The sequence below is a fragment of the Geobacter sp. AOG1 genome, assembly GCF_019972315.1.
Classification (GTDB): Bacteria; Desulfobacterota; Desulfuromonadia; order Geobacterales; family Geobacteraceae; genus Geomobilimonas.
On record NZ_BLIZ01000001.1, the window covers coordinates 1,444,494 to 1,458,806 of the forward strand.

Here is a 14,313-nt window from a genome sequence, read left to right on the forward strand (position 1 = left end):
GAGGCGTGCTATGAAACGTCTTGTGTTCATTGGTGCAGTTCTTCTCGCGACGGGGTGCGCGGCGGTCGTTACACCCCATGGGACCTATCTGGAACCGCTTCCCTTTGCGGTCACGGTGGCACCGTCCGTTGTGGCCGTCGAGTCGCCACCGTATGTCGACCTTCTCAGGCCTCTTCCTGAGGTTTACCTCTACCCGGACAGGTACATATACTCCTACGGGGGGTTGTATTACCATTACTGGAACGGTGGGTGGTTCTACGGGAGAGAACGGCGCGGCCCGTGGTATAACCTGCCGAGAAACTACTATCCGCGGGGCATGTACCGCAGGTAGGGCGAAGGGTACAACTCTCTCTATGACACAATGCAAAATGGCCTGCGAAAGCAGGCCATTTTGCGTTTCCTACAGCCGCACGCCGCCGAAGCCGGGTGCGCCGAGTTCCTGCGGGTCAGATCAGGCTCTCATGATTTGATCAGGCGTGCGCTTGCCACGACCTGCTCGAAGGTCTTGAGGTCGCGGTCGAAATAGTGTCGCTGGGGCGCGGCAAATTTCAGCACGTAAAACCACTCTCCCTGCATCAGGCCGTACACCACCCCTTTCATCTTCAACCCGTCGTCGGTCTTGTAGGCAAAGACGATCCTGAACCCCGGGTTCCCCGCGACCTTGGCCGACTTGCTCTCCTTGACCTGGCAGTCGTGCACCTTGTCGTTCGAAGCGATGTTGTCCATTATCACCTCGGACGCCTCCAGCGGGAGCATCCCCTTGCGGAATTTCTTTTTGGTGTGCTTGAGGCTGTCGTTCACGTTGATGCACTGTACCAGGATGCTTTGCAGGGGCACGCCGTCCCGGGTGATGAGGAAGTAGTCATCCGTGTTCAGGCGCATCCAGCCGTCCGGGAGGTCCAGGGAAACGTTTTCTCCCGTGGCGTTATAGGGACCCCCCGTTCTCACCCATGGCGCACAACCGTTGAGCAGAAACGTGATAGCAATAAGCAGGACAATTTTTCTCATCTATTCCCTCCATCCGTGAAAACGGGATCGTTATTTACATTGCGCCAGATAATCCTCGATATACGACCTGTCCGCCGCCCGGGGCGCCTTTGCGAGGTATGACCTGAAGGCTTTCTCCGCCTGGGACTTTTTGCCTTCCTTGAAGTAGAGAAGGCCGAGCCCCTTGTAGGCATCGGGGTAGGACGGATCGACGGCCACCGATTTCTGGAAGAGTTTTTTCGCCTTGGCCAGATCGCCGTTTTCCCCTTTCTGTCGGGCAATTTCGCCGAGAAGATAGTAACCGCGTCCGTCCTTGGGCCGAATCGCCAGGTACTTCTCTGCGCTCCGCTGGGTCCGCGGGAAACGGCCGGCACGGAAATCCATCAGGGCGTTGTCGATAAGCACCCCTGCCACCTTCTTGCGGAATGTTTCGGCGTTGGTCACACCGCCTGCCCGGTTCCCCAGCTCCTTCAGGTAGTCATCGTAATTTTCGCTGCGCTCCTTGAGGCGGGGGTGGCTAGCGAAAAAGAACGGCTCCTTCTGGTCGTCCTCCTCCATTTCGTCCTTGAGGTGCTGGAAGAGCTTGGGAGCTTCCCGCGGGTCATAGCCGGCCTTCACCACAAGATCGATGCCCGCCATGTCCGCTTCCGTTTCCAGATCCCGCGAATGACCTGAGATTGATGCCTTGGTGCCGATCTCTCCGAGGACGGTGGTCAGGTCGCCGACGCCGGGCAGGTCGCCGATGAGCGAACGGGTGGAGGCGAACATTGCCGACTTGTTGAGCATCCCCCGGAACTCCCTCACCTGGTGGCGATGGGTGGCATGGGTCATTTCATGGGCGAGGAGGGTTGCGAGCTGGGCCTCGTTGTCCATCCGGGCCAGGAAGCCGGTATGGACGTAAATCTGGCCGTTAGGGTAGGCAAAGGCGTTGCAGTAGGGATTTTTCAGGACATGAATCTGAAACGGTATCCGTTGATAGGCTTCGGGAGGCTGGAGTTTTCTGGCAATGCCGTTGAGATAGGCATCCAGTTCCCGGTCCTGGTAAAGCATGCCGCTCCTGGCAATGAGCTGCTCCTCCTCTTCGGAGCGATTCCAGAGCCGTTTTTCATCTTCCTCAAAGACAAAGTCCTTTGAGGTCACCGGCGGCAGGCTTGTGGTGGCGCAACCGGAAAGGGATGCCAGGAGAACAAGTGCAAAAATGATACGGATCATTTGCCCTCCCGTGGAAATTCGTTCAGGAGCTCCTTCACGAACGCCCTGGTGCTGTCCTGGTCGCGCAGGTCATAGCCGCCGCTGTCGTACACGTAATAGTTCCAGAGGATGTCCCCTTTCCGGTCGGTCAGGGCTATTTCGATCTCCGTTGTCCCCGATCTCTGCGCCGTGCCGAAGGGGTTGAGCGCCTGTACCACCCGTAACGCCTTCCGCCCCGAAGAGGATATCTCGTCTTCCGCCTGGACCAGCAAAAGACCCTCCGCTTTCTGTTTCTTCAGAAGTTTTTCCAGAGAGCCGACCGTGTAATCGAAATTTTTCAGCCGGTCGGGGAAAAAATTGGGGTTCTGCCCCTTCCAGTAATAGGCATGGGTGTACATGCTGTCCTTGACCGCCTCGTAGAGAGCCTTGATATCGTCAACTTCGTTCTGCAGGTCTGCAGATACCTGAAGGACCTTGACATTGATGTTCCACCGGGACAGGTTTTCGATGATGGCCTTTTCCACGTTCTTTCGCCCGGTTGCGCACCAGTCGTCCCGCTGCTCCCTTACCCCTCCGGCGCTCAATTCGCAGATCTTCGTGTCGGGGGGAAGCATCAGGACGTTCCTGATCTTATGGGCGCGGGCGTCCAGTTCTTCCCGATTGCTCTGCAAGGTCGGCGCACAACCGGTCATTGCAACAACCAGCACCACCAGCATTCCTGCAACTCTTCTCGTCATGTCCCCTCCGTGATCATAACAATGTCATACGCCTTTAGACGTACCCTGTCCGACTATATAGCACAACGTAATATGATGTATTCAATATATATTTTCGTGTTTCTTATGATTTCAGTAAGATGCACAACAAGTTTTTTCTTCGAAGGGAAAGCGGAATGACCATAATTGTGGTAGTGTAGACAGAACCATACGGAAGAGGAGGTACAACCGTGGATACCCTCGAAGCGATCAGGACCAGACGAAGCGTGCGCAAATTCTCGGACCGTCCGGTGGAGCCGGAAAAGCTCCAGACGGTGCTGGAAGCGGTACAGATGGCCCCCTCCTGGGCGAACATGCAGTGCTGGCGGTTTATCGTGGTGGACGACCCGGAGATGAAGGCGAAAATCAGTGAACTCTCCTACGTGGAGGCGTACTTCGCCCCAAAGGGATATAAGTCCAATCCTTCCCGGAAGGCACTCGCCGAAGCGCCGGTGGTGATCGTCGCCTGCGGTGTGCCGACCGAGTCGGGGGATCTGCGGGGGCAGCAGTACTATCTGGCCGATGTGGGGATTGCCACGGAGAACCTCATGCTCGCCGCCCATGCGGTGGGGCTGGGGACCGTATTCGTGGGGGTGTTCGACGAGGGGAATCTTGGCTACCTGCTGAATATCCCGCCGGAGGTTCGCATCGTCGGCCTCTTCCCCCTGGGATATTCCCAGGAGGAGCCGAAGTCCGGACCGCCGCGAAAACCGTTGGACGAGATCGTCAATTACGGAAAATGGAAGGGATAACCCCCAATCCCCTGCAGAAACGCACGAAAAAGCCCGCATCGAGCGGGCTTTTTCGTCTCTACTGTTATGTTCAAGAGTATTTGGGTCGCTGGGCAAAGCTCACGCGGACTTCCTGTCTTGTGAACGGTATGTCGGCGAGCTCTGTCACTGCCCGCTACTCACCGCTTGTAACCGATTCTCCGGAGCAGCTCCCGCCTCTCCTTCTGGTCCGTCTCCGTTTCAATTCCCTTGGGAGGGAAGCCGTCGATTACGCCGAGAATGCCCCATCCCTGGCTGGTCGAGGCGACGATTACCTGGAGCGGATTGGCGGTGGCGCAGAAGACGCGGCAGACCTCGGGGCAGCTCTTCACCTGGTTGAGGATATTAATGGGGTAAGCGTCCCGGAGCAGGATGCAGAAGACGTGTCCCGCACCGATGGCCTGGAGTGCGGTGATGCACCCTTTGATCAGTTCGTCGTCGTTTCCTTCGGTCCGGATGAGACACGGCCCCGACGCCTCGGTGAACGCAATGCCGAAGCGTGCGGTGGGGACGGTGGTGGCGATTATTTCATAGAGGTCTTCGGCGGTTTTTATGAAATGGGTCTGGCCGAGGATGATGTTGCATCCCTCGGGGATATCGATCTTCACCGGGTGGATTTCCAGGTTCATGTCCCCTCCTTGTCTGTGCAGGTGCAGCCCCTGTCGAGGTTTCCGGTCAGTGCAGGTCCCGTTTCACCAGCGGGATGTAGCTGACGGTCGGGACGGTCCGGCCGCGTCTTACCTTGATCCCCCTGACCACCAGGTAGAGAATGTTGTCGTCGGCGATTTTTTCCAACCCTGCGAAACCGGGATGGAGGAGTTTTTCTCCCGCCCCCTCGAAACGGACTAGCAGGTTTCCTCCCTGGAATGTCTTCATCACCTTGCCGATACCCCACGCGGGCAGTACGGGATGCCTTACCAGATCTCCCTTTGCAATCATTGTCCTCTCCCGGCAAATCTTGCCGCACCAAAAAAAGATTATAGGCGATTAATTTTATCCCCCTCTCTATGATTTGCAAGGGGGTTTTTGCCGTTTGACTAGTGCCGGTGCGCGCCCACTACCAGCGGGAAAATTTCCTTGCGCCGGCGCCGTAAAAGGTGTATCCGTGATGGTCCAAATTTTCAGAGAAGGAGATACACCATGGGTATTCTGTCCAACACCGCCAGTATCTGCCAGTTCCGGGTCGCGGGGGATATCCCCCCTGGCGACCTGTTCACCTGGGCGTCCGAACGGCTCGCCCGCCAGGGGTTCCAGTCCATCGAGGGGAGTTCGGCGGAGCTTTCCGTCGGCTGGGTTCACCTGGACGACAACCGGCAGAGCGACTTCGCCGTTCCCGCCGCCTTCTGGCGCGACCATTACCTGACCTTCACCCTGCGCCGCGACCAGCGGAAGCTCCCGGCGGTCCTGCTCAAGGCCTACCTGCAGGTGGCCGAGCACGAGCACCTGGCCGCCAATCCGGGCCTCTCCCGGGTGCCGAAGCAGAAGCGGGAGGAACTCCGGGAAGCGGTGCGTGCTGCCCTCCTTTCCAGGACCCTCCCCGTGCCGACTGCGTGGGATGCTGTCTGGGATACCCGGACCGGCCTGGTGACCTTCACGGCTCTGTCTCCGGCGATAATCGAGCTGTTCGAGGCCCAGTTCAAGAAAACCTTCGAGGGACTGCGGCTGGTGGCGGTCCACCCCTATGCCCGTGCGGCCGAAGTGGTAAGCGATGACCTGCAGCCAGTCCTGGAAAAGGCCAACCAGGCAACCTCCGAGGCGGCCCTCGACCTGATCCGGAGCAACCGGTGGCTCGGAACCGACTTCCTCCTCTGGCTCCTCCACAAGACCATGGAGGAGTCCTCCGAGTACAGGGTTTGTCGCCCCGGTCCGGCGGGGGAGAACGACCCCTTCGTCGCCTACCTGAACGACCGGCTGGTGCTCCAGAACGCCGGCGAGAACGGGGTGCAGAAGATCACGGTGGCGGGTCCCCAGGACCATTTCAGCGAGGTCCGCACCGCCCTCAAGAACGGGAAGGTGATTACGGAGGCGACCCTCTACCTGGAGCGGGAAGAGCACGTCTGGCGGCTCACCCTGAAAGGGGAGATGTTCCAGTTTGCCTCCCTGAAGGGCCCGGCGGTGCAGATCGAGAAGGACAACACGGTGGATGCCGCGAGCGAGCGGGAGGCGGTCTTCTTCGAGCGGATGCATATCCTGGAGGAGGGTTTGCAGCTGTTCGACAGCCTCTACGCCACCTTTCTCGCCGACAGGCTCTCGCAGGGGTGGGGGAGCGAGGCTGCCCGCATTCAGGAATGGCTGGCGGGGGAGTGAGGGCAAAAGATCTGCGTTCGGCCGTTAAGGGGAGGTGACGCTCTCTACAAAAAAGCCTGCTTTTGCAGGCTTTTTTGTATTCTTGTCGTCGGGACTCAGTCGATGGGGAATTGCCGGAACCGTTCCACCGCCCCGGGAATCTCCTCTGCCCGGATGTTGCCGAAGGCGAGCCGCAGATACCCCTCCAGTTCGGGACCGAACACCTCCCCGGGGAGGCAGAGGATACCCGCTTCCCGGACAAGGCGTCGCGCTATCTCGCGGCCGGTCCGTCCCGGGAAAGGGTGGCGCACCCAGCCGAAGAAAGTGCCGCTGGCGACGAGCTGGAACGGGTTCCCCGGGCGGGCGAATTCGGATCGGAACAGGTCGTGGCGACGTTCCATCATGTGCCGGTTGGCGGCGACCCAGTCGTCCAGGTTATCCACGCCGTACTGTACTGCAAGCTGAGTCAATCGGGGTTGGCAGACCACCATGGTATCCTGGGCCTTGAGGGCATGGTGGATGAATTCCTCCGATGCGGTCAGAAGCCCGGCCCGATAGCCCGTCAGGGCATAGGTCTTGCCGAAGGACATGATCTGGACGAAATGATCGCACCAGTGCGGGTCGGCGAACAGGTTGTGGGGCGCGGTACCACCGGCGATGAAGTCGCTGTAAGTCTCGTCGAGTACCAGCGCGATGCCGCGCCGGGCGGCGAGGCGGTGGAGCTTCTCGATCGTTTCGGGGGGAGTGACCGCGCCGGTCGGATTGGATGGGGAGACGATGAGGATGGCGCGGGTCCGCTGGGTGATGAGGGCGGCGATTCCCTCCACCGACGGAACCCCTTCCCTGGCCTCGATGAAGGGGGCGTATACCGGGGTAATTCCCAGGGTCTGGAGGGCCATGGGGTGATCGAAGTAGGCCGGCAACTGGACGATCACTTCGTCACCAGCCCGGCAGAGGGTCACCATGGCGAGCCAGAAGGCCTGACTGGCACCGACGGTGAGGCAGAGCTGGCCCGGAACAGGGCCGGCGCCATAGATCCTTCGGTAGCGGGCACAGACAGCCTCCCGTACCTCGGGCAGCCCTTCGTCGGGCGAGTATTTCGCTACCAGCGGGTCGTCGAGGAGTCCCTTCAGGTGCTCCGTCAACTCCCGTGCCGGTGGGTAGTCGGGAATCGCCTGGCAGAGGTCGACGAGAGGGCGATCCGGGTCGGCCGGCCGCTCGGCGAGCCACCCCTTCACCTCGGTGATGGGGGGAAAGTGGACACTCCTGATCTGAGGTGAGATGGGGAATTTCATGGCGGCTCCGTGTTGGGGATGATCTTTTACTCAAGACTAGTGCATTCCCGTTCCTGCGTCAATCGGCATCCGGCCGAGAGTTTTGTAAAAATGAGGGCAATTCCCCCTCTCCCCAGCCCTCCCCCACAAGGGGGGAGGGAATAGTGGGGGATTTTACAAGATGTTCTGGTGGAACAGAAAAGCCCCTCTCCTCCTGCCGATGGAACTGCAGGAGGAGAGGGGCTTCCGTCTCTGTGGTGGTAACCAGCTACGGGCAGCCGCAGCCGGTGGAGAGGGCGAGCTCGTACCCCTTGCGGACGAGCCGCGCCACATCCTTGGCGTGGTAGGTAAGGATGATGTCGGCACCGGCCCGCTTGAAGCCGAGCATGGTCTCCATTACCACTCGCTCCTCGTCGATCCAGCCCATGTTGGCGGCAGCCTTGATCATGCTGTATTCGCCGGAGACGTTGTAGACCGCCAGGGGGAGGTCGAACTCGTTCCGGAGATCGCGGACGATGTCCAGGTAGGGGAGCCCCGGCTTGACCATAATGATGTCGGCCCCTTCTTCGATGTCCATCTGGGCCTCCCGGATCGCTTCGCGGCGATTGGCCGGGTCCATCTGGTAGGAGCGGCGGTCGCCGAACGCGGGGGTGGATTCTGCCGCCTCGCGGAACGGGCCGTAGTAGCCGGAGGCGTATTTGACGGCGTAGCTCATGATCGGCAGATTGCCGAAGCCGCTCTCGTCCAGAATCTCCCGGATCGCCATGACCCGGCCGTCCATCATATCAGACGGGGCGACCATGTCGGCGCCGGCCCGGGCGTGGGACAGGGCTTCCTTTGCCAGAAGCTCCAGGGTGGCGTCGTTGTCCACGTCGCCGTCCTTGATGATGCCACAGTGGCCGTGGTCGGTGTACTCGCACATGCAGACGTCGGTGATGACCGCCAGCCCCGGTACCTCTTTCTTCAGCGCCCGGATGGTTTCCTGGATGATGCCGTGCTCGGCGTAGGCGTCGCTTCCCACCGCGTCCTTCGTTTCAGGGATGCCGAAGAGAATCACCGCGGGCACTCCCAGTTCATGCACCTCCTGGGCCTCGGCGACGATGTGCTCGATGGACTGCTGGTAGATGCCGGGCATGGAGGATATCTCTTTCCTGATTCCTTTGCCGAAGGCGGAGAACATGGGATAGATCAGATCGTTGGCGGAGAGGGTGGTCTCGCTGACCATCCGGCGGAACACTTCTTTGCCCCTGATGCGGCGGGCACGAAACTGGGGATAGAACATGCTGATTCTCCTTGTGCACGGCTTGTATTCTGCGAGTTACATCCTGGAACGATAGTAGTTTACAATGTCTGCGGTCAACGCTGCAAGGGTATATTCGCGGGGCTCGATATGGACCTCCAGACCGAGATCGCGGCAGGTACGGGAGGTTATGGGGCCGATGGAGGCAACCGTCACTCCTTCCAGCAGGTTCAGGAAGCGGTTTTCTCCCAGAAGGTCGGCCAGATTGCTGGCGGTTGAGGAGGCGGTAAAGGTGACACAGTCAACCCGGCGCTCCTCCAGTGCCGTGAGCACCGACGGCGGGACGGCGTCCGGTGCCAGATTGCGGTAGGCGACCGGCGCGGTAACTTCTGCTCCCCGCTGCGCCAGACCGGCAGGAATCACCTCACGGGCCCGGTCTCCTTTGGGGAAAAGGATCTGCTGACCGCGGATATTGCGGGCTGCAAAGGCGGCAACGACCCCTTCTCCCTTGTAGTCGTCCGGTATCAGGTCGGCCCTGATGCCGTGGTGCTGGAGCAGTTCGGCGGTTTTCGGCCCGACGGCACAGACCTTACAGGGGCCGATGGCCCGACTGTCGAGCTCCAGCGCGTGGAGACGGCTGAAAAAGGCGCCGACCGCATTGGCGGAGCTGAAGATCAGCCAGTGGAAATCCGCCAGGCGGGCAATGGCGTCGTCAAGTCCGGCAAAGCTTTCCGGCGGAGCGATCCGGATGGTTGGGCATTCCAGCACACGTGCCCCTTGCGCTTCCAGGAAACGGGAAAATTCCCCCGCCTGGTCGGCGGCCCGGGTGACCAGAATCGTCCTGCCGAAGAGGGGACGGTTGTCGAACCAACGGAGTTTCTTCCGCAGGGTTACCACTTCTCCCACGACGGTAATCGCCGGTGCCTTGAAGCCGGTTTTGCGCGCCGTCTCGGCGATGTCGGCCAAGGTGCCGGTGAGGACCTCCTGGTCCGGTCTGGTCCCCCAGCGAATGAGCGCCACCGGCGTCTCCGGAGGGCGGCCGTGGGCCATGAGGCTTGCGGTGATCTGGGGCAGGTTCTTGATCCCCATATAGAAGACGATGGTGCCGCTTCCGACGGAGAGCCGTTCCCAATCTATGGTGGAAACGTCCTTGTCGTGCCCTTCGTGGCCGGTGACGAAGGCGACGGAGGTGGTGAAGTCGCGGTGGGTGAGTGGGATGCCGGCGTAGGCGGCGGCCCCGATGCCGGCGGTGACGCCGGGGACGATCTCGAAGGGGATTTGATGGGCGACCAGCGCCTCACACTCTTCACCTCCGCGGCCGAAGACGAAGGGGTCCCCCCCCTTGAGGCGGGCCACAATCTTCCCTTCCAGTGCTTTCTGGACAAGGAGATCGTTAATCTGCGACTGTTCCCGGTTGTGCGCACCGCCCACTTTGCCGGCATAGATAAGCTCTGCATCTTGCCGGGCATGGCGAAGCAGTTCCTCGTTGGCCAGGTAGTCGTAGAGAATTACTTCGGCCCGGCCGATGCACTCCCGCCCCCGGACGGTGATGAGCCCCGGATCGCCGGGACCGGCGCCGATGAGGTAGACGAAACCGTTTGTTTGAGGATATTTTTGCATGTAAAGCTATTTCCCAGGGGGAACGTCGATTTTGTGCAAGGTCAAGGAAGGCAAGGCGTGACGCGGAGACGTAGTACCCATACATCGGGCATAAACAGCGCTACGTCGCACAATTTTGCGTGCAAAATTGGACCGCGGAGGCGCCCCGCAGGGGGCGGCCAGCAGGCCGAGTCACAAGAAGCTGCGAAGCCTGACGCCGAGGTTGCGCAAAAGCGGCGTTCCCCTAGACCGGGATTTCCTTGTCCCGCGACACTTCCCTCTGATACACCTCGGCCAGGATGGCGTGGGCGCCGTCCTTCAGGAGCTGTTCGGCGAGGGTGATTCCCAGTTTTTCGCACTGCTCCACCGGGCCGCTGATGGTTCCCCGCACCGATTGCGCGCCGTCCACTGACGCGACGAAACCGGTCAGGACCAGTTCTCCATCGCTCACTACGCCGTGGGCGGCGATGGGGACCTGGCATCCCCCCTCGCAGCGCCAGAGGAGTGCCCGTTCGGCCCGCACCGCGTGGCTGGTGTCCGGATGGTTGAAGAATGCGATGGTCGCCTTGATCTCTTCATCGTCGAGCCGGCACTCGATGCCAAGGGCACCCTGGCCGATGGCCGGGATGGAGAGGTCGGTATCCAGGTACTCGGCCACCTTGTCGGTGTAGCCGAGACGCTTGAGTCCCGCTGCGGCGAGGATGACCGCATCGAGCTTGTCCTCTTCCAGCTTCCTGATGCGGGTTTCCACGTTTCCCCGGATGATGACCATCTCCATGTCGGGTCGGACCTTGAGAAGCTGTGCCTGGCGCCGCAGCGCGGAGGTGCCGATACGCGCACCCTTCGGCAGATCGGCGAACTTCACGCCGCGGGAAATCACGGCGTCGCGCGGGTCTTCCCGTTCGGTGATGCAGTAAAGGCCGAGCCCCTCGGGGAATTCGGTCGGCACGTCCTTCATGCTGTGGACCGCGATGTCGATGTCACCACGCAGCATCGCCTCCTCGATCTCCTTGACGAACAGTCCCTTGCCGCCGACCTGGGCCAGGGGGACGTCAAGAATCTTATCTCCTATGGTCTTGATCTTCACCAATTCCACCGTCATTCCCGGGTAGCGTTTCTCCAGCTCGGACTTCACCCAGTTTGCCTGCCAGAGCGCCAGCTGACTGGCGCGGGTTCCTATGCGTAACTGCTTCGGTGCCATAACAACTCCTTTTATGAGGGCACTAGGCAATGGACAATAGGCTCGGGGGAAACCCCATAGCCCATAGCCCATTGTCTAGTGCCCGATATTATTCTTCCAGTTCTCCCAGCTCTTCAGTTTCTGGTTGCTGTGCCGCCATTTCCAGGTCGAACAGGTTGCGGAGGGCATCCACGTAAAGGTCGGTGCGGCCCCCCTGTCCAGCCCGCTTGAGGAGGCTGGTCGGCTGGTGGAGGAGCTTGTTGATGATGGCGGCGGTGCACGCCTCCAGTCTCTTTTGCTCTTCCGGTTCGATATCCTTCCAGTTGGCAAGGGTCTTCCCCAGTTCTACCTGGCGTACCTCCTCGAACTTGCCCCGGAGCGCCACGATGGTCGGGGTGGCGTCCAGGGTGGAGAGCCATTTGAAGAACTGGCCGATCTCCTGGTCGATGATGGCCTCGGCCTTCTGGGCTTCCCTGTTCCGCTGCTCCAGGTTGGTGGCCACCACCCCCTGGAGGTCGTCCATGTCGTAGAGGTAGACGTTGGGTACCTTGTTGACCCGGGAATCGATGTCCCGCGGCACCGCGATGTCGATGAAGAACATCGGTTTCTGCCGGCGGCGGCGAATCACCTCTTCCACGTCCTTCGGGCCGATGATGTGGTGGGGGGCGCCGGTGGAGGAGAGGATGATATCCGCCTTGTGGAGCTGGTCGAACAGTTCCTCGAAGTTGACCGCCTTGCCGTCGAATTCTTCGGCCAACTTCACGGCCCGCTCGTAGGTCCGGTTGGTAACCATGACGCCGCGGACGCCGTTGTTGAGGAAGTGCTTGGCGGCCAGTTCGCACATTTCGCCGGCGCCGATGAGCATGACGGTCTTGTCCGACAGGTCGCCGAAGATCTTTTTGGCCAGTTCCACGGCGGCGAAGGATACTGACACGGCGGAGGAGGCGATTTTAGTTTCGGTGCGGACCCGCTTCGCCACGGAAAAGGCCTTGTGGAGGAAACGGTTGAGGATGATGCCGGAACTCTTATACTCGGCAGCGTAGCCGTAGGCAGTCTTGATCTGTCCCAGGATCTGGGGCTCGCCCACGACCATGGAATCGAGGCTGGCGGCGACCCGAAAGACGTGACGGATGGCCGTTTCGCCGTGATAACTGTAAAGGTGCGGTTCCAGGGCCTCCATGGGGATGTGGTGATAATCGGTCAGGAAACGCTTGATGCGGGCTATCCCGCCGGCGATGTCCCGGGTGGTGGCGTAGATCTCCACCCGGTTGCAGGTAGAGACGATGATCCCTTCGGTGATGTCTTCCAGCGCCACCAGTTCCCGAAGCGGCTTGTCCATGTGGGTCGGAGCGAATGCCACCTTTTCCCGTATTTCGACGGTGGCGGTCTTGTGGGACAGTCCCACGACAACGATATTCATGAGTTGGTTGCCTCTACTTATAGCTGTGCAGCCCGGGGAGGAGGAGATTGACCCCGAGGAAGGTGAACAGCATGACGAAAAAGCCAATTATTGCCAGGATGGCAGCCCGACGGCCGCGCCAGCCGGTGGTGAGTCGGCCGTGGAGCAGGGCTGCATAGATGAACCAGGTTATGAGGGACCATGTTTCCTTGGGGTCCCAGCTCCAGTAGGTTCCCCACGCGGTTTCGGCCCAGATGGCGCCGGAGATGATGGCGAACGTGAGGAGCGGAAAGCCGAAGGTGAGGCAGCGGTAGTTGATCTCGTCCAGGGTATCAAGGGAGGGGAGCTTCTGGTACAGTGGGCCGAGCCGCTTGTTCTTCAGGAAATGCTCCTGGATCAGGTACATGATGGCGGCACCAAAAGCCACGGCAAAGGTGGCATAACCGAAAAAGGCCATGGTGGTGTGAACCGCCAGCCACTTGCTCTTGAGCGCCGGGTTGAGGGGCGCGATGGCGCTCGGAAAGAGGGCCGAGATGAGCAGGATGACCAGTGCCAGGGGGGTGACGAAGGAGCCGAGGATGGATACCTTGTATTTGCGTTCGAAGGCGATGAAGATGCCGACGATGGCCAGACTGAAGAAAGAAAGGGACTCGTGGAGGTTGGTGATGGGGGTGTGCCCCGCCTCCAGGTAGCGATCGAGGGTGAACATGCAGTGAATGATGAATCCGCCGGAGATGACCCAGTGGGAAATGCGACCGAGGGTCGGGCGAGGCTTGAAGAGATAGAAGAGGTACGTCAGGGTGGCCAGAAAGTAGGCCCCCATAGTCAGGTTGAAGAGCAAGGCGTTCATGAAGTCTCCCGTTCCCGTATCCCGAGCTCGGCCAGGGTGAAGCCCGGCCCGAAGATGTCCGCCAGGATGGTATCCAGTGCGGCTGGGGGCTGGCTTTTCAGGAGTAGTGGCAGGTCGTGGTCGAGCAAGGCATTGAAAAGCTCTTTATTGTATGCGGTGTTACCCTTTTCCGTCAATAGCTTTTCGCGGATTGCCCCAAGGAGTTCCAGAGCGGCACCGTATTCCCAGCCGAATCGCTCAGTCAGCTCTGTCCGGAGCCGGGCGGCCAGGGCGGGGCTTTTGCCGCCCGTGGAGATGGCGATGAGGAGGTCGCCCCGACGGACCACGGCCGGCGTAGCGAAGGTGGAAAGCTCAGGTGCGTCCACGATGTTGGCCAGAATGCCGCGGGTTGCGGCCTCCTCTGCGACGGCCCGGTTGACAGAGGCGTCGCCGGTGGCGGCAAACGCCAGGTGGACGCCGTCCAAGTCGCCGGGACGGTATGCACGGGACCGATGATCGATCCGCCCTTCCCTGCAAAGGCCTTCCAGTGTGGGGTCGAGGTCAGGTGCGATGACGGTCACCCGTGCTCCAGCCGCCAGGAGCCCCTCGCATTTGCGGGCGGCAACTGCACCTCCGCCGATGATGGCGGTCCGCCGGCCGGCGAGGACGAGATTGACCGGATAGTGCCGCATTCATAGCCTCCTTGAAGGTATCGTTATACTGCTGCTTCTTGGTCCGGTACTGGATCATTTATAGCACCCTTGGGTGCGGGGATGTCAACCGATTATCACCGTTGCTGCGGG

General features: G+C 60.5%; 15 protein-coding genes. 3 read left to right on the forward strand and 12 right to left on the reverse strand.

Translation table 11 applies throughout. The features are described from left to right. Window positions 1–10: 10 nt before the first annotated feature. A complete protein-coding gene (locus LDN04_RS06575) occupies window positions 11–331 on the forward strand; it encodes a hypothetical protein (RefSeq protein ID WP_223908005.1) in 321 nt (106 codons plus the stop codon). A gap of 128 nt (window positions 332–459) precedes the next feature. Here LDN04_RS06575 and LDN04_RS06580 read toward each other — a convergent pair whose 3' ends face one another. Genes LDN04_RS06580 through LDN04_RS06590 form a run of 3 tightly spaced genes read right to left on the reverse strand, consistent with a single transcriptional unit; the run spans window position 460 to window position 2,915 of the window. Continuing rightward, on the reverse strand, window positions 460–1,008 hold the full coding sequence (locus LDN04_RS06580; RefSeq protein ID WP_223908007.1) for a hypothetical protein: 549 nt from the start codon (window positions 1,006–1,008) through the stop codon (window positions 460–462). Between the two features lie 30 nt (window positions 1,009–1,038). Beyond that, window positions 1,039–2,199, reverse strand: a complete 1,161-nt coding sequence (locus LDN04_RS06585) for a M48 family metallopeptidase (protein WP_223908018.1) — start codon at window positions 2,197–2,199, stop codon at window positions 1,039–1,041. Next, window positions 2,196–2,915 (reverse strand): hypothetical protein, encoded by a 720-nt coding sequence (locus tag LDN04_RS06590; RefSeq protein ID WP_223908022.1) that lies wholly within the window; start codon window positions 2,913–2,915, stop codon window positions 2,196–2,198. Before LDN04_RS06590 ends, LDN04_RS06585 begins: the two co-directional genes overlap by 4 nt. A gap of 209 nt (window positions 2,916–3,124) precedes the next feature. Between LDN04_RS06590 and LDN04_RS06595 the strand changes: the two genes are divergently transcribed. Next, entirely contained in the window at window positions 3,125–3,685 is a 561-nt protein-coding gene (locus tag LDN04_RS06595) for a nitroreductase family protein (protein ID WP_223908025.1), read from the forward strand. Window positions 3,686–3,843: 158 nt separating this feature from the next. Here the strand turns inward: LDN04_RS06595 and LDN04_RS06600 are convergent, their stop codons facing one another. Then, the gene (locus LDN04_RS06600; RefSeq protein WP_223908028.1) at window positions 3,844–4,332 is read right to left on the reverse strand and encodes an adenosine-specific kinase; all 489 of its coding nucleotides are present in this window, start codon (window positions 4,330–4,332) and stop codon (window positions 3,844–3,846) included. A 46-nt stretch (window positions 4,333–4,378) separates the two neighbouring features. Beyond that, a complete protein-coding gene (locus LDN04_RS06605; protein WP_223908030.1) occupies window positions 4,379–4,642 on the reverse strand; it encodes a DUF3553 domain-containing protein in 264 nt (87 codons plus the stop codon). A gap of 201 nt (window positions 4,643–4,843) precedes the next feature. On the opposite strand from LDN04_RS06605, the gene rdgC reads away from it, so the two are divergent. Further along, window positions 4,844–6,010 carry a recombination-associated protein RdgC gene (gene rdgC, locus LDN04_RS06610; protein ID WP_223908033.1) on the forward strand — a complete coding sequence of 389 codons (1,167 nt, stop codon included), beginning with the start codon at window positions 4,844–4,846 and terminating at the stop codon, window positions 6,008–6,010. A gap of 95 nt (window positions 6,011–6,105) precedes the next feature. Here rdgC and LDN04_RS06615 read toward each other — a convergent pair whose 3' ends face one another. The 7 genes from LDN04_RS06615 to LDN04_RS06645 form a co-directional block, all read right to left on the reverse strand. Continuing rightward, entirely contained in the window at window positions 6,106–7,284 is a 1,179-nt protein-coding gene (locus LDN04_RS06615; protein WP_223908036.1) for an aminotransferase, read from the reverse strand. Window positions 7,285–7,531: 247 nt separating this feature from the next. Further along, a complete protein-coding gene (gene hemB / locus LDN04_RS06620; RefSeq protein ID WP_223908039.1) occupies window positions 7,532–8,545 on the reverse strand; it encodes a porphobilinogen synthase in 1,014 nt (337 codons plus the stop codon). Window positions 8,546–8,581: 36 nt separating this feature from the next. Further along, a complete protein-coding gene (cobA, locus tag LDN04_RS06625) occupies window positions 8,582–10,123 on the reverse strand; it encodes a uroporphyrinogen-III C-methyltransferase (protein ID WP_223908041.1) in 1,542 nt (513 codons plus the stop codon). A 223-nt stretch (window positions 10,124–10,346) separates the two neighbouring features. Continuing rightward, entirely contained in the window at window positions 10,347–11,303 is a 957-nt protein-coding gene (gene hemC, locus LDN04_RS06630; protein WP_223908044.1) for a hydroxymethylbilane synthase, read from the reverse strand. 88 nt (window positions 11,304–11,391) lie between these two features. Continuing rightward, complete coding sequence (gene hemA, locus LDN04_RS06635; protein WP_223908047.1) at window positions 11,392–12,702, reverse strand: glutamyl-tRNA reductase; 1,311 nt, start codon at window positions 12,700–12,702, stop codon at window positions 11,392–11,394. Window positions 12,703–12,715: 13 nt separating this feature from the next. Continuing rightward, window positions 12,716–13,531, reverse strand: a complete 816-nt coding sequence (gene ccsB, locus LDN04_RS06640) for a c-type cytochrome biogenesis protein CcsB (RefSeq protein WP_223908050.1) — start codon at window positions 13,529–13,531, stop codon at window positions 12,716–12,718. Beyond that, window positions 13,528–14,202: a bifunctional precorrin-2 dehydrogenase/sirohydrochlorin ferrochelatase gene (locus LDN04_RS06645; RefSeq protein WP_223908054.1), complete on the reverse strand. Its 675-nt coding sequence runs from the start codon at window positions 14,200–14,202 to the stop codon at window positions 13,528–13,530. Before LDN04_RS06645 ends, ccsB begins: the two co-directional genes overlap by 4 nt. Between the last annotated feature and the right edge of the window lie 111 nt (window positions 14,203–14,313).